Below are 20,557 nucleotides of genomic sequence, written 5' to 3' on the forward strand. Positions count from 1 at the left end.
GCCTAAGTTAAGGCGCATTCATTTCTTATTGTTCCATTTGTCTTGCAAGGAAACCAGCTGCTGTTTCAACAGCCTTTTGTTCCACTTCACCCAACGTTCCTTCTTTTGAAAATATAATAACTGCACCTATTGGATCCCCATTTGCAATAATAGGTCCAATAGTATAAGATGAAACAGATTCATCATGACCATCTACAAGGGCAACATCACCTTGCTGTGTAACAAGAACCGAGTTTCGGTCTTCCATTGTTTTTTCAACAAGCTCGCTAATATTTTTATTTAAATAATCTTTTTTTGAACCACCAGCCACGGCAATATACGAATCTCTGTCACAGATTAAAACAGGGTTACCGAGACTGTCAAATAGGGCTTCAGCATATTCTTTGGCAAAATCGCTCAGTTCGCTGATTGGTGAATACTTTTTCAAAATCACTTCCCCATCCCGATCAACAAAGATCTCTAATGGATCCCCTTCTCGGATACGCAAAGTTCTGCGTATTTCTTTGGGAATAACAACACGACCCAAATCATCGATTCGACGAACAATTCCAGTTGCTTTCATCCAATGTTGCCTCACTTTCATCTGATGATTTTTCAAATTTGGAAGTGACAATATTTCTATTCACTACCAACTTTGAACTTAGTATCTTTCATCTGGAAAGTTCTATACACATACATCATATTTTTTTCACAGATTCGGGAACAGTTTCCACATTTCGAGGTAGATCCTTATCATCATTTACTATTTAACCGAATTTGCTTGTTCGCGCTTGGCCATTGGAATTCCCTTTATCATTTCAAAAATGATATGAAGCCACTGGGCTGTTTCATATTCTTTTGTATTCACCACAATTTTGAGCTTACGCCCCTCCATCCCAGGAGTTACAGATCGACCATATTTATTGCCGATATAAAACAGCTTACTACCATCTAGAGTAGCTGTAACTTCCTCATTAATTAAGATCGTTACTTTCTCTTTCATTTGTTTAATTTGTTCAACACCGTTTTGGATTGCATAAACCTTCATTTCAGCAATTTGAAAAAGGTAGGAAACTTCATCCGGATATTCACCAAAACGATCCAGCATTTCTGATTGAAGTTCTTCCACTTCTTCCAGTGTGCTTGCCCCTCTAAATCGTTTATACATTTCAATTTTTTGATGCCCATCTTTAATATAGGAATCTGGGATATAAGCATCAATTTCAAGATCAATTTCGACAGAAGGTGGAGCTGTTGTCTTAAGTTCTCCCTTTCTTTCTTCAATTGCTTCTTTTAACATTTGTGAATAAAGATCAAATCCGACAGAATCAATGAACCCGTGCTGCTGGGCTCCTAGTAAATTACCAGCTCCCCTAATGGACAAATCACGCATGGCAATTTTAAATCCAGAGCCTAACTCCGTAAATTCCTTAATGGCTTCCAGACGTTTTTCAGCAACTTCAGTTAGCACTTTATCCTTTCGATAAGTAAAATACGCATAAGCAATACGATTAGAGCGACCGACTCGACCCCGAAGCTGATACAGTGTAGAAAGCCCCATGCGATCAGCATCATATACAATCAAAGTATTTACATTTGGAATATCAACACCCGTTTCTATAATAGTCGTGCTGACTAGGACGTCATATTCTCCAGCTAAGAAACTGAGCATGACCGATTCCAACTCGTTTTCAGACATCTGACCATGAGCGTAAGTAACACGTGCATCTGGTACCAGCATAGAAATTTCCTCTGCTTTACGCTCAATATCTTCCACTCTGTTGTATAGGAAATAAACTTGTCCGTCACGGGCAAGCTCGCGTTCAATGGCTTCTCTTACCAATACCCCATTATATTCCATCACATAAGTTTGAACCGGGAATCGATTTTCTGGAGGTGTTTCAATCACAGATAAATCACGAACTCCAAGCATCGACATATGAAGAGTTCTTGGGATCGGTGTCGCTGTCAAAGTTAAAACATCTATATTTGTTTTTAACTTTTTAATCTTTTCTTTATGGGTAACTCCAAACCTTTGCTCTTCATCAATAATTAACAAACCTAAATCATGGTAAACAATATCTTTTGATAACAATCGATGGGTTCCAATCACAATATCAACTGTACCCGCTTTTAAACCTTTAATGGTCTCCGTTTGCTGTTTTTTCGTTCGGAATCTGCTTAATAGACCAATATTGATTGGATAATCTTGAAATCTCTCCCGTATCGTCTCATAATGTTGCTGCGCCAAAATGGTTGTCGGAACCAGAAATGCTACTTGTTTTCCGTCCGCAATTGCCTTAAATGCGGCACGAATCGCGACTTCTGTTTTTCCATAACCTACATCCCCACATAAGAGCCGATCCATTGGCCGTGGTCTTTCCATATCCTTTTTAATTTCATGAATAGAACGTAGCTGATCTTCTGTTTCACGATAAGGAAAAGATGCTTCAAATTCCCGCTGTAAATCTCCGTCAGGTGAATAAGCAAATCCAACAGCCGCTTCCCGTTCTGCATACAACTTAATAAGATCATCTGCAATATCTTCCACAGATGATTTGACTTTTTTCTTAACCTTCTTCCAATCACTGCCTCCAAGTTTATAAATCTTCGGCTCTTTCCCTTCTGAGCCCACATACTTTTGGACAAGGTCAATTTGTTCGACTGGCACATATAGTTTATCTGTTCCTTGGTAGCGAATATGGAGATAATCTTTATGGATACCGTTAATGACAAGCGTCTCAATTCCTAAGTATTTGCCAATTCCATGATTGACATGAACCACATAATCCCCAACTTTAAGCTCCGAATAACTTTTTATTCGCTCCGCATTGGAAAGCTTTTGACGGCTTTTGGATTTCTTCACGCGCTTACTAAAAAGCTCTGCCTCAGTAATCACTGCAATTTTCTGGATCGATAGTTCAAAACCTGATTGCAGATTTCCCTTCATAATCTGAATCTTTCCAGGTAAGAGCAGCTGGCTTTCCGTAACTATACCGGCATCAATTTCATAGTCCTCTAAAACCCGCTCAAGCTTTTTAACCCTCTCTTCATCTGGTCCAAGAAATAAAATCGAATAATTACTTTTTTTCCATCTTTCAATCTCTGCTTTTAACAAATGCATCTGACCATGGAAATTTTGCATCGGTTTGCAAGATATATTAATAATATTTTGCGGACTTGTATTAGCTACATGTCGCAAGAACAAAGACATATAAATAATCGGGAATTCCTTTTTTCGTAAAAAAGTTTCGAGATTATGGGATATTTGTAAATCATGAATAATCTGTCCCTCGCCTAAAAGAGAGGTGTACCATTCAGCTTCCTCTTTCTCAAGAGATTCATTCATCTCTTGAACCCGGCTGATTTCATCAAAAATGACTAAACCTTCCTTTGGAAGATAGTCTAGTAAACTATTAGATGGATTGTATGCCAAGGAAAGATATTTAAATACCTGTTCCGGTTTTTGGCCGTTTTTCAACTGCTCCAGCTCATGACTAATATTTTGAGAGAGCTGCATTTTTGATTTATCGTCTTTTAATTTTTTCAAACTTTTGGCTAAGCCTTCTTCTAACCCTTCGATTATGCTCTGGTAATTCTCAGGCTCCAACAGCACTTCTACCGCTGGACCAATCAAAACTTCCGTTACCTTCTCTCGAGAACGCTGATCTTCAATGGAAAAATAGCGTATAGATTCTATTTCCGTATCAAATAATTCAATTCTTAATGGATTTTCCTCTGTAAGAGGATATATATCAATAATTCCACCTCTTACACTAAATTCACCAGGTGTTGTCACCATTTCTCCCCGAACATATCCCATTTGGACAAATGCATGGAGAATTTGTTCAATATCTAAGTCTTCCCCTACTTTTAATGACAGTTGGTATTTTTGCCATAATGACTTAGGAGGAAGTATTTTTTTCAATCCAGCTATTGGGACAATTAAAACTCCACGATTTTGATTACACCAATAATTTAATGCCTCAATCCTCTGAGCTCTTAACTCAGGACTAGCTATGCTCATTTCCGCAGCAATTAATTCATTAGCCGGAAAAAGAAACACTTCTTTTTCATTTAATAGATTAGCAATATCATCATAGAGTTTTTGTGCTTGCAATAGATTATGAGTAACAACCATAATCGGCTTCTTGGTTCGTTCGTAAATGGCAGCAGTTAGTACCGTTCTAGATGATCCTGATAGACCTGCAATCAGCTGTTCCTTCAACCCTTCTTCCAATCCGGCTATCACGGAATCAATCTCTTCCTGCTGCAAGAATAAAGATTTTAACCCTTTCAAGGATTCTCCTCCTCCCTTTTGTATTTTCCCAGGTGATTTTTTAAATAGAAAAATGCTTTGGAGACGTTCCAAAGCTAAGTTTAATGAATTATAAAATCATATTGATGGTAATCTGGATTTCGCTCTAAAGCTTCCTGACAGTCTTCGCAAATAGCTTTTATATGAATATTACCTAATGAATCATAGGTAACCATTTCCAGTCTTTCTTGCTCTGTTAATTTATGAAGGCCTAATGTCTCAGAGTGAATGGATGTTTGCTCAATGGAACCGAGTTTTGTGCCACAATGACGGCAATGGTAATGGATGGCCATAGGATCCCTCCTGCATTTCGATTCAATATTTAGTATGAACCTTAACGGAGGAACTTATACAACTTGGTTACCCTTTCATTTCATTTGTTTATTACGATTTTGCTTTATTGTATGAAACGATTCCTTGTAACATACCTAAAACTACTATTACCAATTATATCAAATCATGAATTATAATCATTCATTACTTGCAAAAATGGCCGATCTAGCCATGCTTCGCAAGCATCAGCACTTTTTATCACGGTTTCTTTCACAATTGCTTGTTCTTCAGGTCGGAACTTTCCTAAAACATAATCAGGAACACTCATTCCGGCCGCTGGACGGTCAATTCCAATTCGTATCCGATTAAAGACTTGAGTACCAAGATGAGACACAGTTGACTTTATGCCGTTGTGTCCACCAGGGCTTCCTTTTTGTCGAAGACGAATTTTGCCAACCGGTAAATCAAGATCGTCGTAAATGATAAGGACATCTTCCAAATCAATTTGATAATAATCAATTACCGCTCTTATGGATTCGCCAGATAAATTCATATATGTTAAAGGTTTTAATAGTAATACCTTTTGCCTTTTCCAATGTCCGATGCCATACATTCCTTTAAACTTAGCGTAATTTAACGGTATATCCCAACGTTTGGATAGCTCGTCAATCACTTCAAAACCAATATTATGTCTTGTATTTTCGTATTGCTTCCCAGGGTTACCTAACCCAACTATTAATTTCATAGGGGTCCCCAACTCCTCTTCCTGTTTAGCCAGCCTCTTAAACAACATTTTTAACATGTTTACTCCCATAATGAATAAAATGCAATAAAAGACGTAACCAAATCAGGTTACGTCTATTTTTATTCTTTCCCGACAGGTTCGGTTTCTCTTCCTTCTTCATTATCAGGATGACCGCCTTCTTGCTGTTCACCTGCGTTAATTTCCTCTTCCACTTTAGGAGGCAAAATAGAAGCAACAACTTCGCTCTCCTCGTGATTAATCGTCATTCCCATGGTAGGAATATCTCTAACATAAAGGGTTTCACCAACTTGAAGATTCGAAATGTCCACTTCGATTTGCGGTGGGATGTTATCCGGTGTAGTGGTAACAGATATTTGGTGCAGCGGCTGCTGAAGGACACCTCCATCTTTTACACCGATAGCATCTCCAACCAAGGCCAATTTAACATCAACTGTTATTTTTGAGGATTTATCAACGGCAAGAAAATCAACGTGAATGATTTCTCTTTTGATCATATCCTCTTGGTAGTCTGATAAAATAACATCCTGTTTATTGCCATCAACATCTAAGGAAATGACTCCATTTCTGCCGACTGCCTTTATGGCTTTCGTAAAATCAGCTGAGCTGACAAACACAGGCTTACTTTCCACCTTAGCCCCATAGACAATAGCAGGAATGTTTCCAGTCTCCCTAATTTTCTTTAATTCTGAACGACGAAGATTTTTTCGCTCTTTTGCTTGTAAAACAGCACTCATACAAGTCACCTTCCTTTTTATTCATCTATATAAAATGCCCTAAAAAAGGAAGGTCTAAACGTTTTTTAGCGTAAAATCCTAATATATTTACAGGAGGATATGAACCTGTCTAACTTGATTTTTCTTCTATTTTAATCAAACAGTGTGCTGACAGACTGCTCTTCATGGATACGAATAATAGCTTCACCAATAAGCGGTGCTACTGACAAGCTAATAATTTTTTCAATTTTCTTTTCCTCTGGAAGGGAAATAGAATTAGTTACAACTAACTCTTTAATCTTTGAATTTTGAATCCGTTCAATTGCAGGGCCAGAAAGAACCGGATGTGTACAACATGCATATACTTCTTTTGCCCCGTTTTCGACTAAGGCATTTGCTGCTAAGGTGATCGTTCCAGCTGTGTCAATAATATCATCGATTAAAATAGCAATTTTTCCTTCAATATTACCAACGATGTTCATGACTTCAGCCACATTTGGTCTTGGACGGCGTTTATCAATAATAGCAATTGGCGCTTTTAAACGTTCCGCCATTTTCCTTGCTCTTGTAACACCACCATGGTCTGGAGAAACAATCACAACATCGCCACTTAGTTCTTTGTTTTTAAAATAATCAGCTAAAATAGGAACACCCATCAAGTGATCAATTGGAATATCAAAAAATCCTTGAATTTGTGGTGCGTGTAAATCTAGACAAAGGACACGAGTCGCACCAGCAGTCTCTAGCAAGTTAGCCACTAATTTTGCTGTAATTGGTTCACGAGCACGCGCTTTGCGGTCTTGACGGGCATAGCCATAGTAAGGCATGACAATATTAATGGTTTTCGCAGATGCACGTTTTAACGCATCAATCATAATTAATAATTCCATAATATTCTCATTTACCGGCTGGTTGGTAGACTGAATGACAAAAACATCGCATCCACGAATGCTTTCCTCGATATTAATTTGAATTTCTCCATCACTAAATCTCGTTACAGAACATTTTCCAAGCTCGACTCCAATCACTTTGGCAATTTCTCTTGCCAAAGGCATATTGGAATTTAAACTAAATACCTTTAAGTTTGGGTCTAAATATTGATTTGACATGAGGGCCCTCCATTAATTTTGCTTATTTCTTTAAGTTAAGCTTATCAACATAATTTTCCTTATTCACTTGGTGCGCACGAGCTATAGATAAAGCATTACCAGGGACATCTTTTGTAATTGTCGAACCAGCTGCTACATAAGCTCCTTTTCCTATTGTAACTGGCGCTACCAAATTGGAATTACAGCCAACAAAAACATCATCTTCAATTTTGGTTAAATATTTATTTTTTCCATCATAATTTACGGTAATGGAACCACAACCTATGTTTACATTACTGCCGACCTCAGCATCGCCTATATAACTGAGATGGGAGGCTTTGCTTCCATTTCCGAATTTAGCTTTCTTAATTTCAACAAAATTACCAATTTTTACGTCATTATAAATAGCAGATTCAGGACGAATATGAGCAAATGGCCCAATATTCACTCTTGAACCAATTTCACTCTTATGTGCCACCGACTGACGGACCACAGTTTCATCACCGATTCTGCAAGAATCGATTTCGGAATGAGGGCCAATCTTACAGTCTGAACCAATGATGGTTTTTCCTTTAATCATTGTGCCAGGGTAAATTATTGTATCTTGTCCAATTTCAACCTCAGCTTCAATATACGTATTAACAGGGTCAATAATGGTTACTCCATTACGCATATGACTTTCATTAATACGTAATCGCATAATTCTTTCAGCTTCTGCTAATGCCACACGATCATTAACACCCAGTGTTTCCTCGAAATCTTTTGTTTGAAAGGCTGTAACAACTTCACCTTGTTTTTTCAAGATTTCAATTACATCAGGGAGATAATATTCCCCTTGGGCATTATTATTAGAAACTTTCTTTAATGCTTCAAACAAGGCAATATTATCGAAGCAATATGTTCCAGTATTTATTTCTTTAATCATACGTTCTTCTTCTGATGCGTCTTTATGCTCAACAATTTTTTCTACATAACCGCTTTCATTACGAATAATTCGACCATATCCTGTAGGGTCATCAATGCTTGCAGTAAGAATAGTAGCCTTCGCATGTGACTCAACATGATGCTTAAATAATGACTCCATTGTTTCTGCTTTAATTAATGGAGTATCGCCACACACAACAATCGTAACCCCTTCTTTTCCTTCAAGCAGTTTTGCCGCCTGCATTACAGCATGGGCAGTTCCAAGCTGTTCCTCTTGAAGGGCATAGTGGCTGGCCGTACCCAATTGTGCTTTAACCTTTTCCGCACCATGGCCAATAATAGTTACAATTTCCTGTATATCTAAACTTCTAACTTGGTCCACTACATGCTGAACCATTGGTTTTCCGCATACGGGATGCAGCACTTTGTAAAGCTTTGATTTCATCCGCGTTCCTTGTCCAGCAGCTAAAATCACAGCATAACGATTAGACATGGACGTATCCTCCAATTATTATCCTTATTACCTTTTTATCCATTGTAAATATTAACGTAAACGAGGATGCATTTCAAGGAATGTTCTAATTGTGTCTAATATCGGAATATTGTGTTTTTTGAGGGGGATGGAGGATAAAATAAGGGGAATTTAAACACAATAAAAAGAGCCTTACTTAGAAGAAAGGCCCTAGTTGTTTAATCCTTAGGAAGCTCCGGCTTCTTCAAATTCTACTTCTAATTCACCTAAACGGTGGTACTCAGCCAATACAGCTTCTTGGATTTTGCCGCGCGTACCTGAGTTGATCGGATGTGCAATATCACGAAATTCACCATCAGGAGTACGTTTACTTGGCATCGCCACAAATAAACCATTGTTACCGTCAATAACACGGATGTCGTGGACAACAAATTCATTATCTAATGTAATTGAAGCGATTGCCCTCATACGACCATCGGTATTTACGCGGCGTAATCTTACGTCTGTTACTTCCATGTGCTCACACCCTTTTTAGAAATCTAGTAATTTAAATTCAACAACTTTTTTAGATTTCCTTCTTTATATTCAAAATTTTTTAAAAAACGGGTAAAAAAGTGAGCGTTTGCATGAATGACCATTTAAACTTTTATAAAAGTAACAATAAATTATACCAAAATTAGAATTCTAATTATTTAATAAGTGCAATAACTTCGATTTCTACTAAAACATCCTTTGGTAAACGTGCTACTTCTACACAAGACCTTGCCGGTTTATGTGTGGCAAAATATTCGCCATACACTTCATTGACAGCAGCAAAATCATCCATATTCTTAATAAAGACAGTTGTTTTTACAACCGTTTCTAATGAAGCGCCTGCTTCTTTTAAAACAGCTTTAAGGTTACGAAATACCTGATGCGTCTGTTCTTTTATATCACCAGTAACTAATGTACCTTCTGCAGTAAGTGGAATCTGTCCGGAGCTAAAGAACAAATTATTTACTACTACTCCTTGAGAGTATGGACCAATGGCTGCTGGTGCTTCTTTTGTTTGGATCGTTTTCATCATTCATTCCTCCATTATTTATCAAAATAATTTCCTATTTGAACATTAATCTTTTTTTCTTTTACATCCACATCAGATAATTTAACAAGTGATAAATAATCATCCACTAAACGTTCTTCTGTTTTCTCAGCTTCTACTAATACAGCAATACCAGCTACTTGCGCATCAAATTCCTCAAGCATATTCATCATACCCATTACTGTACCGCCAGCTTTCATAAAGTCATCAACAATAAGGACATTCTCTCCCTGCTTAATACTCCGTTTCGATAATACCATTGTTTGAATTCTTTTCGCTGAACCGGATACATAATTGATGCTTACAGTCGGTCCCTCCGTCACTTTACTATCTCTTCTTACAATTACGACAGGGACATTTAACTGACTGGCAACTGCGTAAGCTAAAGGAATTCCTTTTGTTGCTATCGTCATAACCACATCAATTTTCTTTTCTGAATAGGCAGAGGCAATGATCCGTCCAGCTTTTTGCACCACTTGAGGACTCCCCAAAATATCCGTTAAATATAAATAACCTCCAGGCAGCAGACGTTCAGGATCGGCAATTAACTTACATAATTCATTTACAAAAGGCTCCGCTTCCTCTTTACTTACCTTAACAAAAAATTTCACACCACCAGCAGCACCGGGTACTGTTTGGAGCGTCCCAATCCCTTGCTTTTCCAATGTTTCCTTCACAATAGCCAAATCCTCACTTATTGAGGATTTAGCAGAAGAATAGCGCTCAGCAAAAAACGTGAGAGGCACTAGCTGACGAGGATGGTCAAGAAGATAGCTGGTCATATCAATCAGACGTTCACTGCGGCGAAATTTCATAACAATCCTCCAAAACCGAATATTCTATTAAAAGAATACTATTATTGTGCGCCTTTAATCAAGTAAATGCCGCTCACCTAGCATCCTTACTGCAAAAACTTGATCACAAAAACCTCTAAGGCCATTATAGATACGATGCATTCGTGAATCATGCTGGACTAACCCAAATACGGTTGGACCACTTCCACTCATTAAAACAGCATCGGCACCAAATCGTTTCATTTGTTCTTTAATTTGTGCTACTTCAGGATGAAGTTTCAATGTAACATCCTCTAACACGTTTCCTACGTAATCACAAACCTTTTGATAATTCGTTTGTCGAATTGCATCAACCATTTCAGCAATATTTGGATGATGAACCTGATTTACATCCAATCTTTTATATACTTCTGAAGTTGATACACCAATAAATGGTTTGGCAAGGATAACCCAGCAAGTTGGCGGAGCAGGTAGTTCAGTGATGATCTCTCCTCTTCCTTTTGCCAAAGCCGTACCTCCATAGACGCAGAAGGAAACATCCGAACCAATTTCACTCCCTAATTCCGCCAACTCATCCAAGGTCAATCCAAGATCCCACAATTTATTCAAACCTCTTAAAGTAGCAGCAGCATCACTACTTCCTCCAGCCAATCCAGCAGCAACAGGGATAGTTTTTTCAATTGAAATCATCACGCCTTTTTTGACGTTAAATCGTTCCTTTAATAGTTGAGCGGCTTGATAGGCCAAGTTGCGCTGATCATCTGGGACATATCGATTATGAGAAAGAATACGTATTTCATTCTGATTTAATAAGGTAAGTTCAACCCGATCGGCTAAGTCAATCGTAGTCATAATCATTTCAACTTCATGATACCCATCGGGACGTTTATATAAAACATCCAAAGCTAAATTAATTTTAGCTGGTGCTTTTACTAAAAGCTTCACGCTTGTCCACCTACTTTTAACAATATCGGTCCAAACACCTAAGTGTCTGCGTGTTCTGACTTCAATTTCCATATATTGTCCTATTTTACCACAAAATGATAAATGTAAGACCTATGTATGAAGAGACCCTGTCAAATTTAATATTTTATCATTAGTTTTTTCCGGATTAAAGCTTTCACCATGGTTTATAAATAAAAAAGTCAGGCCTGGAACCCCCAGACCTGACCTTACTGTGGAAGATTGTTTGTGTTTAAACGTGAATGCTTAGGAATTTCTTTTAGCTAATTGTTGTTCAGCAAGTTCAATGGCCCGCTTTACCATATTTCCTGCATCCTTAGCCCGGATGCCTCCCCATCCTTCTTTTTGGACGACATCATAAAAACCAAGGTCTTTAGCAAGCTCTTCTTTAAATTGACTGGACATTATTCCTCTTCTTCTACCCATCTAAACAACCCCTTTCCTTCCACAGTATTCTTAGTATGGAGTCAACATCAGATTATATCCTAAATTAGCCCCTTTAAATAATGACAGGCAGTAAACAAATGTTTACTGCCTGTCATGCTTATATTTTAACTTAACGCTGCATTTCCTGTTGTATCTTCGTAAAACGTAATTTGAACGGTTTCTGTTAAAACATCTGCATAGCTATAGGAAACACGTTCAAAAGCATTTTCATCCTGATCCAATTCAACAACGAAAACAGATGGATAGGTTTCAGCAAGTATACCTGATCGTTCAATGGTTTTGCGTCTTCCTCCGTTTGCCTTCAATAACAACCTTTTACCTAAATTCGAATCAAGAGACTTCTTAATATCCGCCAAGGTTTTTGTCATTCGGTCCACCTCACTATGTAAAGTATAACACACTGACAAAACTCTGTCAAACAAAAATATAAATTATATCAGTCCGACAAAAAGATTGTCAATAATTTTTCTTCTGTTTTTTATGCTAAATTGCAACATTTGTAGCGTAACCGTAATGGTAGTGAAATATGTATAATTAGGAAAAATAAGCACAAGCTTATTCTTCCTGAACTGGATTGTATGGCATTCCGATGCGAAGCATCCCTCTTGTTTCAATACCGCCCATACCTTTTTCTCCTGTTAACGTATTTCTTAAAACATCCCAAACATGAATTCTTTCCATAAAGGGGGTAAAACTGATTTTGGCTACAATATATACGGGATCAAGAGCATGAATATTTATTCTAGAAGGAGAGCTAGCAAAGTTTGCACCCGCATGAATAAGTGATTCAAAATGTGATTGGCAAGCTCCAGCAAAAATGACTAATTGGTCCAAATGGGGAACTTTTTTCCGAGCTTCTTTTACAGTCTGTACGAAATGTTTAGAATGACGGTAAGCATTAATGTCTGACATTTTTCCTTTTGTTTTTGAATAGGCATCATGCCCGGTAATGACAAGGATATCCGGTCGATAATAATCCATAAGACTACTTATTTTCAGTGGCATTTCTTTTTCGTGACAATGTATACCTAACACAGGAACCCCAAATTTTTTATATAAATCCATACATTTCTTTAAATAGGCGGGATCACCATCTAAATGCAACACTTTTCCTGGCATTTGAAAATAATTGTTCTGCTTTACATACCCGTTTGTTGCCTCATATTGCTGTCTTTCTTTTAATAATTCAACATCTTGCTCGAAAAGCTTTAACGACTGCTCCTCAAGTGTTCGAGCCTGCTCTCTGAATTTTGACCTTTGATTTTTATTGATTACGATTAAATCGTGATATGGTGCATCAGCAACAAGGCGAAAATCTTCCCCATATAAACTCACCATTTTCTGGCCGCCAATTTGTTGTATATCAATAACCCGAAACAAAATATCACAGTTATAAGAACGTCTACCGACTAAATCCATTATTTTTATTTCCATTGCTGTCACTCCAATAAGACCAACAAAAAAGGTCTTAATATATAAAGTTTCTCTCTAGGCTATGCAAAAGGAGATGTCCATGTGAAAAAAATGGAGACTTAGTCGTATCTTTAAAAGGTATTCCTTCCCTCCGCCACTTTGTTACTTCCAAAAAAAAATAGACCTTTTTAACAGGTCTAATGAAAGTACCGATATAAAGCGTCACTTAATCGGGCAAATTCCTCTAGTGTCAATGTTTCTCCTCTTCTAGACGGTTCAATTCCACTGCTTTCTAAAGCTGTGAGAATGTCTTCTTTCTTTTGCTTGCCATCCGGTAGCTGGCTTGTTAAATTATTTAGCAAAGTTTTTCTTCTTTGAGCAAAGCTCGCTTTGGTTACCATGAAAAAGAATCTCTCATCCTCGACCTTTACTGCCGGGGTTTCTCTTTTTGTCAACCGAATGACTGCAGAGTCCACATTTGGCTGAGGAATAAAAACGGTCTTAGGGACGGTCATCACTGTTTCTGCTTCTGTATAATACTGTACAGCAATGGAAAGAGAACCATAGTCCTTTGTTCCGGGCTTTGCCGATATTCGATCAGCTACTTCCTTTTGAAGCATACAGACAATTCCTCGGATTGGCAGATGATCTTCTAAAAGCTTCATGATGATTGGCGTTGTCACATAATAAGGCAAATTAGCAACAACCATCACATCCTCTATGTGTTCAAATTCTTGAGACATTACCTTTTTTACATCTGCCTTTAATACATCTTGATGAATAATTTTTACATTTGAATAGGGGGATAAGGTTTCCTCCAAAATGGGGAGAAGTCTCTGATCAATCTCAAAAGCAACTACTTTTTTGCTTGAACGGGCAAGATGTTCTGTCAGCGCTCCAATACCTGGCCCAATTTCAATGGCTCCAGATTCCTCCCCAAGCTCCGCAAAACTGACGATTTTCTTTAATATATTGGTATCTATTAGGAAATTTTGTCCTAGACTTTTCTTAAAGGAAAACCCATATTTCTCTAAAATATCCCTTGTTCGTACAGGGGTAGCTATATCTCTATTCATTTTCTCCCTCCTGCTGGAGTACTTGTACAAGTGCCTCCAAAAATTCCTGTTTGCTAATTTGAAACATCATTAATCGCTTATGCAGCTGTTTTCCATTGGTATACCCTATTTTTAGTAGCTCTCCTAAACGAATCCTTCTTTCCTTTGCTCCTTTACCGGCAATCAGACCGGCAGCTATTAAATCTTCCTGGGTTATTTCTTCAACAGGCTGCTCCATCATCACCTGCGCATCTCTTAATGCTTCCCTTATCGCTTCAGGGCTTGCATGCTCCACCCCAATTCCTTTATCCCCCTTTGCCATTGCTGCAGCCTTTGTCAGGAAGGCATGTTTGCATCCCGGGACATTTTCAGCGATTGTTTTTCTAATTTTTTCTCCGGGGTAATCAGGATCCGTAAAAATAATCACTCCCCTGGTTTTCTGTGCCCGTCGAATTTTATCTATTGTCGATTGATTTACTGCCGATCCGTTTGTTTCAATAGTATCAGCATCAACCGCCCTTTTTATCGCAGTCGTATCATCCTTTCCTTCTACCACAATAATTTCTTGAATTTTCATTTTGCCTCCAAAAAAATAAATAAAAATTGAAAAAAAAATGAAACATTTTTGTAATGTCCATCGTCTAAATATACGAACAGGTTCATAAAGTTAAAGTATAAGAAACTTATCTTTATGAGTGAAATAGGGATCGATGTTTAGTATAAATAAAGATAAGGAAAAAGTAAAAAATGCAGGGAAAAAATCCTCTGCACCAAGAAAGTTACTGTAATATTTTTATCTTTACTTTTTTTCGTCCCCAACGATATGCATCTGCTTTAGAAGACATGAATACATCGATTTTATTTCCTTTAATCGCTCCGCCTGTATCTGCAGCAATCGCATAGCCGTAGTCTTCTACATAAACCTTTGACCCTAGTGGAATAACATTCGGATCTACAGCGATAATTTTAGCATTTGGATTTGCGCGGAGATCGAAACCAGTTGCGGTACGCCCTGAACAGCCATTGCAATAAGCTGTATAGGCAGTCGCTGTAACATAGTACTCAACACCTGTTTCAGCATCACCACGTGAAACTTGAACGGACAAATCTTTTGTTCCGACAGCTACAACCTTATCTTGTTTGGCAGTCAGTACTTGCTCGCTAATTAATTTTCTTGATACTTCATTGCCATTTTCCAAAATAATTTCGTATTTTTTGGAAACGAGCCCTTTTCTTCCTTCAGTGATTACTTTTTCTTGTCCTTTTTCTAACGTTTCATCCTTCTTAGTGATCACGGCAAATTCAATTGGTTCTTCCACTACATCGGTGACTTTTTCTACACGAATGATGTTCACTACACCATTCTTTGGGATGGTTTCTGTTAATGTCGGTTCAACTCGGTCAAATTCGTTTAGTTCAATACCCTGCTGCGTTAAAAAGTCAGCGACCGTAGTCGAAGTGGACCATACTTCTTTCTTAATTCCACCGTCAATTAAGTTTAATCGAAAGGCTGTTTCAATACCAATATGCATCTTATTTTTGATTGCTGCTTGCGGTCCAGGTGAAATTTTATCGTGTTTGTTCAAGTGAATATTCCATTCTTTTAAAGCTTCTGCCACAGTCTCAGCTGTTGTCCAAATCGTTTTCTTCTCGTTATCCTTGACAAGGGTAACCTGTTTCGCTTGTTTCCAAACCACTTTCAGGTCATCAGTTACCTTCGTGTTGGCTTTAGGATACAAGTAGTCATGTGAGCGAATGTAAACATCCAGTTCATCCAACAATTCCGCAATTGTATCTGCATGGGTATGGATGACCTGCTTATCACCATTTAAAGTTATTGCTACTGTTTTCTTCGATCCTTCGTAAAAGAGAACTCCAAGTGCTGTTAACAAAACTACAAAACTAGCAAAAGCAATGGTCAATTTCCCGCTCAAAGACTGGAAAAACAGGCTTTTCACGGTTTTGAATACGATGAAAAACGCCTCCTTTTCTCCGGAGAGATTAATGATAACCACATTGCCGACTGTCAACCCTTGCATATCCTGAGAACACATTCCTAATTATGCACAATATTGGAAATGTTGCAAAGGAAAACTTATCGACACGGTTATCCTATGTAGAAAAGAAGGCATGTAGAACTTTTTGTTATTAGAAAAAATTTAGACAAGCTATCTAGATATTCGACAAATTGACTTATCAATTTATGGCGAATATTTTTTTCGCATTTCGTGTCGTTGCTTTTGCAACTTCCTCATACGATATTCCCTTTATTTCGGCAATTTGTTCAGCAACGAGCTTCACATAACTTGGTTCATTGCGCTTTCCACGGTATGGATGTGGAGCAAGATAAGGACAATCTGTTTCGATTAACAATTTATCTAATGGGATCGCTGCTGCAACTTCTTTTGGTTTCTTTGCGTTTTTGAAAGTAACAGGTCCTCCTAGGGAAATATAGAAGTTCATATTGACGCATTCCTTTGCTGTTTCCGGACTGCCGCTAAAGCAATGCATCACTCCACCTATTTCTTCTGCCCTTTCTTCTTTTAAAATTTCTACAATATCCGCTGTTGCCTCTCGGTTATGAATGACAATTGGAAGCTTGACTTTTTTAGCCAATCTGATTTGCTTACGAAATACTTCTTTTTGAACTTCCTTCGGAGACTTGTCCCAATGATAATCTAAACCCATTTCTCCTAAGGCAACTACTTTAGGATGTGAGGATAACTCATCAATCCATCTTAAATCATCATCGGTCATATCTATGGCGTCCACCGGGTGCCAACCAACACAGGCATAAATAAACTCATACCTCTCTACTAAATCCATTGCTTTTTCAATCGTTGGTCGGTCAAATCCAACAACAACCATATTGGTAACCCCTGCTTCTTGCGCCCTTTCGATGACTTCCTCAAGATCTTCATTATATTGTTCTGCATTTAAATGTACATGAGTATCAAATAACAATGTCTTCCCCTCTTTCCATCTTTCATTAGAACAGCAAAAGCACCCTTTTTAGCGGCGTACGACCTCCTCTCAAAAGCTATCGCTTTCAGTCGTGCAATGTTTACGCTAACGTAGATTTCCTTGTGGTGACCTCCAACTAAGAAAAGGAAAACAATGAGGCGTCTCGTCAATAGTGCTTGCTCTAAACAATATTAAATGTCGAAATATATCATTTCTTAATCTATAAAAAAAAGGGAAAACCACGAAAATTGTTACACGTGGAACATCCCCTTTTTTCCTATTTCTACTTATTTTACCTTTGCCCCATTTGGTAATGTTTGATCGACAGTGGCCAATGAAAGCTTTCCATCTTTTGAGCCGGCAAGAATCATTCCTTGGGAAAGTTCACCGCGCAGTTTAACAGGTTTTAAATTTGTAATACAAATTACTTTACGACCAACCAATTCTTGCGGTTTATAATACTGGGCAATCCCAGAAACGACCTGACGTTTTTCATAGCCAAGATCCAGTTGCAGTTTTAATAATTTATCAGCTTTTTTTACTGGCTCTGCCTCAATTACCTCTGCGACTCTCATATCAATTTTCATAAAGTCATCAATGGAGATTTCATCAAGATCTTCAGGTTTTTCCTCTTTCTTTTCTTCTGCATCCTGCTTTTGAGGCTGTGCTGCTTCACCCTGCATTCTTGTTTTTATAAATTCGACTTCCTCGGCAATATCTAGTCTAGGGAACAGTGGTGCATCCTTTTCAACCTTTGTACCACTAGGGATTAATCCAAAGTTCTCAAGGCTTTCCCATTTCATTAATTCCGCATCTTTAATTCCTAACTGTTTAAAAATTCCATCTGGAGTCCGAGTTAAGAAAGGCTTTAATAGGATAGCCACTCTACGTAAAGATTCAGCTAAATGAACCATTACACTAGCTAGTTCCTTACGGCGTGATTCGTCCTTCGCCAAAGTCCATGGCTGTGTTTCATCAATATATTTATTTGTCCGGCTAATTAATTGCCAAATAGAAGACAATGCAACTGAAAATTCCATCTTCTCCATTGCTTCCTCATACTTAGTGATTGTATCACGGTTCATTTGGAGCAATGCTTCGTCATATTCTCCTACGGAACCAATATAATCCGGAATGATACCGTCAAAATATTTTTCAATCATGGCTACTGTACGATTTAACAGATTTCCAAGATCGTTCGCCAAATCAAAGTTAATTCTTTCAACAAACCCTTCAGGTGTGAAGACACCATCTGCACCAAATGGTACTTCTCTTAATAAATAATAGCGAAGGGCGTCAAGTCCATAGCGATCAATAAGGGTCACAGGGTCTACCACATTCCCTTTCGATTTCGACATTTTCCCATCCTTCATCAGTAGCCATCCATGAGCAAAAACTTTCTTTGGCAACGGCAAATCTAAGGCCATTAACATAATTGGCCAATAAATGGTATGGAAACGAACGATTTCCTTCCCAACAAGGTGGACATCTGCAGGCCAGTATTTTAAATAATTGGAATCATCTTCTGATCCATAACCAAGAGCTGTAATATAGTTAGAAAGAGCGTCTATCCAAACATAGATGACATGTTTCGGATCTCCAGGTACCTTAATCCCCCAATCAAAGGTCGTTCTTGAAACCGCTAAATCTTCTAAACCTGGTTTAATAAAATTATTAATCATTTCATTTTTTCGGGATTCAGGTTGAATAAATTCCGGATTTTCTTCATAGTACTGTAAAAGACGATCGACATACTTACTCATTTTAAAAAAGTAGGATTCTTCTTTTACCTTTCCTACCGGGCGCCCACAGTCAGGACAATTTCCGTCTACAAGCTGGCGATCGGTGTAAAAGGATTCACACGGAGTACAATACCAGCCTTCATACTCATCAAGATAAATATCCCCTTGTTCGAGTAGTCGTGCAAAAATCTTTTCGACAATTTTTTTATGTCTTTCTTCCGTTGTACGGATAAAATCATCATAAGAGATATCAAGCTTTTTCCAAAGATCCTTGATTCCGGCCACAATCTCATCTACATAAGCCTGAGGAGTAACTCCTTTTTCAACTGCTTTCTGCTGGATTTTTTGACCGTGCTCATCAGTACCAGTTAAATATCTAACATCATATCCCCTCATCCGCTTATAACGGGCCATCGCATCACCGGCAACTGTAGTATACGCATGTCCAATATGTAAATTTCCACTAGGATAATATATCGGTGTAGTAATGTAAAATGTTTTTTCCGCCATGTAAATCCTCCTCCATATTAACAATCCCCATCTAATTATTATGGCCTATTTTTTTCCCTTCTATATCATCAAAATATACCTAAAAACAAATAGGAGTGCAAGAAACCGCTTTTTCATAAATTCTATTTTTTCTTTTTCCTCCCCCCATAAGATTGCCCTTCCCAGCGAATTATGTTCAAGATAAGGAGTAATTTATGTAGAAAAATGTCGAAAAGTCAGAGAAGAATTATTAGTGTTCATTTCCAATTTGATAATATGAAACTTCCTTTTGAAGATATTTAAACAAATCTTGGTTTAATCAATATTATGATGAATAGTAGATTTTTCCATTATATTTTTCAAAATAAAATAATTGACGAATTTGGGAATGGCTGGTATTATAAACGTAAAAGAATTTTGTCGAATAATGACGAATTATAAAATAAAAAAATTAATAGTTTATTAGTGAGAGGAGATTAACCAAATGAAATCTACTGGTATTGTTCGTAAAGTTGATGAATTAGGCCGTGTAGTTATCCCTATTGAATTAAGACGTACTCTTGGCATTGCTGAAAAAGATGCTCTTGAAATTTATGTAGATGATGATCGTATTATCTTAAAAAAATATAAGCCAAATATGACTTGTCAAATTACCGGTGAGGTTTCAGATGACAACTTATCTCTTGCAGGTGGAAAATTAATTCTTAGCCGCGAGGGAGCAGAATTATTATTAAAAGAAATTCAAAGCAATTTTGAAACTGTAAAATAATTAGGGATTCCCTTTATACTATCAAAAGCTTTCGCTACCAGTAGTACGAGGCTTTTGCTGTCGAATCCTTCCTTGCCACTAGCCTATCTCTAGTCCAAATAATTTTTCTTATCTAAAAAAAGCCCCTATCCTTACTGGATTGGGGCTTTCAGATTGTAGACAAAAGGCATTCCGAATAAGCTTAATTCGAAATGCCTTTTCAAATTTTAAGCAATTTTTGGTCTATATTAACTTTAATTTGACCCCTACGGGGTCAATTATTATACCATTTTTGGACTAGTCCAAGTCCAGTTTGCCAGTTTCTTTA

The 20,557-nt window shown here is 37.7% G+C and carries 20 protein-coding genes; 1 reads left to right on the forward strand and 19 read right to left on the reverse strand.

Annotated elements, in window-relative coordinates:
• Window positions 1-25: 25 nt before the first annotated feature.
• The 19 genes from spoVT to metG all read right to left on the reverse strand — a co-directional run bounded on the left by spoVT (window position 26) and on the right by metG (window position 19,502).
• Window positions 26-562 (reverse strand): stage V sporulation protein T, encoded by a 537-nt coding sequence (spoVT, locus tag G4Z05_RS14055; protein WP_038538301.1) that lies wholly within the window; start codon window positions 560-562, stop codon window positions 26-28.
• A gap of 180 nt (window positions 563-742) precedes the next feature.
• Complete coding sequence (gene mfd, locus G4Z05_RS14060) at window positions 743-4,279, reverse strand: transcription-repair coupling factor (RefSeq protein ID WP_163252456.1); 3,537 nt, start codon at window positions 4,277-4,279, stop codon at window positions 743-745.
• Window positions 4,280-4,359: 80 nt separating this feature from the next.
• Window positions 4,360-4,590, reverse strand: coding sequence for an anti-sigma-F factor Fin (locus tag G4Z05_RS14065; protein WP_163252457.1), 231 nt, complete (start codon window positions 4,588-4,590; stop codon window positions 4,360-4,362).
• 164 nt (window positions 4,591-4,754) lie between these two features.
• On the reverse strand, window positions 4,755-5,315 hold the full coding sequence (gene pth, locus G4Z05_RS14070; RefSeq protein ID WP_163252470.1) for an aminoacyl-tRNA hydrolase: 561 nt from the start codon (window positions 5,313-5,315) through the stop codon (window positions 4,755-4,757).
• A 119-nt stretch (window positions 5,316-5,434) separates the two neighbouring features.
• On the reverse strand, window positions 5,435-6,070 hold the full coding sequence (locus G4Z05_RS14075) for a 50S ribosomal protein L25/general stress protein Ctc (protein WP_163252458.1): 636 nt from the start codon (window positions 6,068-6,070) through the stop codon (window positions 5,435-5,437).
• Window positions 6,071-6,201: 131 nt separating this feature from the next.
• On the reverse strand, window positions 6,202-7,158 hold the full coding sequence (locus G4Z05_RS14080; RefSeq protein ID WP_038538289.1) for a ribose-phosphate diphosphokinase: 957 nt from the start codon (window positions 7,156-7,158) through the stop codon (window positions 6,202-6,204).
• A gap of 22 nt (window positions 7,159-7,180) precedes the next feature.
• On the reverse strand, window positions 7,181-8,554 hold the full coding sequence (gene glmU / locus G4Z05_RS14085) for a bifunctional UDP-N-acetylglucosamine diphosphorylase/glucosamine-1-phosphate N-acetyltransferase GlmU (RefSeq protein ID WP_163252459.1): 1,374 nt from the start codon (window positions 8,552-8,554) through the stop codon (window positions 7,181-7,183).
• 204 nt (window positions 8,555-8,758) lie between these two features.
• The gene (spoVG, locus tag G4Z05_RS14090; protein WP_003347151.1) at window positions 8,759-9,049 is read right to left on the reverse strand and encodes a septation regulator SpoVG; all 291 of its coding nucleotides are present in this window, start codon (window positions 9,047-9,049) and stop codon (window positions 8,759-8,761) included.
• Window positions 9,050-9,221: 172 nt separating this feature from the next.
• Complete coding sequence (locus G4Z05_RS14095; protein WP_163252460.1) at window positions 9,222-9,599, reverse strand: RidA family protein; 378 nt, start codon at window positions 9,597-9,599, stop codon at window positions 9,222-9,224.
• Window positions 9,600-9,610: 11 nt separating this feature from the next.
• Entirely contained in the window at window positions 9,611-10,429 is an 819-nt protein-coding gene (gene purR / locus G4Z05_RS14100) for a pur operon repressor (protein WP_038538279.1), read from the reverse strand.
• A 54-nt stretch (window positions 10,430-10,483) separates the two neighbouring features.
• Window positions 10,484-11,353, reverse strand: a complete 870-nt coding sequence (gene ispE / locus G4Z05_RS14105) for a 4-(cytidine 5'-diphospho)-2-C-methyl-D-erythritol kinase (protein ID WP_163252461.1) — start codon at window positions 11,351-11,353, stop codon at window positions 10,484-10,486.
• 264 nt (window positions 11,354-11,617) lie between these two features.
• Window positions 11,618-11,797 carry a small, acid-soluble spore protein, alpha/beta type gene (locus tag G4Z05_RS14110; protein ID WP_038538273.1) on the reverse strand — a complete coding sequence of 60 codons (180 nt, stop codon included), beginning with the start codon at window positions 11,795-11,797 and terminating at the stop codon, window positions 11,618-11,620.
• A gap of 125 nt (window positions 11,798-11,922) precedes the next feature.
• A complete protein-coding gene (gene veg, locus G4Z05_RS14115; protein ID WP_163252462.1) occupies window positions 11,923-12,186 on the reverse strand; it encodes a biofilm formation stimulator Veg in 264 nt (87 codons plus the stop codon).
• A gap of 187 nt (window positions 12,187-12,373) precedes the next feature.
• Window positions 12,374-13,252 (reverse strand): sporulation peptidase YabG, encoded by an 879-nt coding sequence (yabG, locus tag G4Z05_RS14120; protein WP_163252463.1) that lies wholly within the window; start codon window positions 13,250-13,252, stop codon window positions 12,374-12,376.
• Between the two features lie 176 nt (window positions 13,253-13,428).
• Window positions 13,429-14,307 (reverse strand): 16S rRNA (adenine(1518)-N(6)/adenine(1519)-N(6))-dimethyltransferase RsmA, encoded by an 879-nt coding sequence (gene rsmA / locus G4Z05_RS14125; protein ID WP_163252464.1) that lies wholly within the window; start codon window positions 14,305-14,307, stop codon window positions 13,429-13,431.
• Complete coding sequence (gene rnmV / locus G4Z05_RS14130) at window positions 14,300-14,863, reverse strand: ribonuclease M5 (protein WP_163252465.1); 564 nt, start codon at window positions 14,861-14,863, stop codon at window positions 14,300-14,302. Before rnmV ends, rsmA begins: the two co-directional genes overlap by 8 nt.
• Before the next feature lie 202 nt (window positions 14,864-15,065).
• On the reverse strand, window positions 15,066-16,325 hold the full coding sequence (locus G4Z05_RS14135) for a G5 and 3D domain-containing protein (RefSeq protein WP_163252466.1): 1,260 nt from the start codon (window positions 16,323-16,325) through the stop codon (window positions 15,066-15,068).
• A 157-nt stretch (window positions 16,326-16,482) separates the two neighbouring features.
• Complete coding sequence (locus G4Z05_RS14140; RefSeq protein WP_163252467.1) at window positions 16,483-17,250, reverse strand: TatD family hydrolase; 768 nt, start codon at window positions 17,248-17,250, stop codon at window positions 16,483-16,485.
• 287 nt (window positions 17,251-17,537) lie between these two features.
• Complete coding sequence (gene metG, locus G4Z05_RS14145) at window positions 17,538-19,502, reverse strand: methionine--tRNA ligase (protein WP_163252468.1); 1,965 nt, start codon at window positions 19,500-19,502, stop codon at window positions 17,538-17,540.
• A 463-nt stretch (window positions 19,503-19,965) separates the two neighbouring features.
• Between metG and G4Z05_RS14150 the strand changes: the two genes are divergently transcribed.
• Complete coding sequence (locus G4Z05_RS14150) at window positions 19,966-20,250, forward strand: AbrB/MazE/SpoVT family DNA-binding domain-containing protein (RefSeq protein WP_038538253.1); 285 nt, start codon at window positions 19,966-19,968, stop codon at window positions 20,248-20,250.
• Window positions 20,251-20,557 lie beyond the last annotated feature (307 nt).

Source organism: Neobacillus thermocopriae (genome assembly GCF_010975035.1).
Classification (GTDB): Bacteria; Bacillota; Bacilli; order Bacillales; family Cytobacillaceae; genus Neobacillus; species Neobacillus thermocopriae.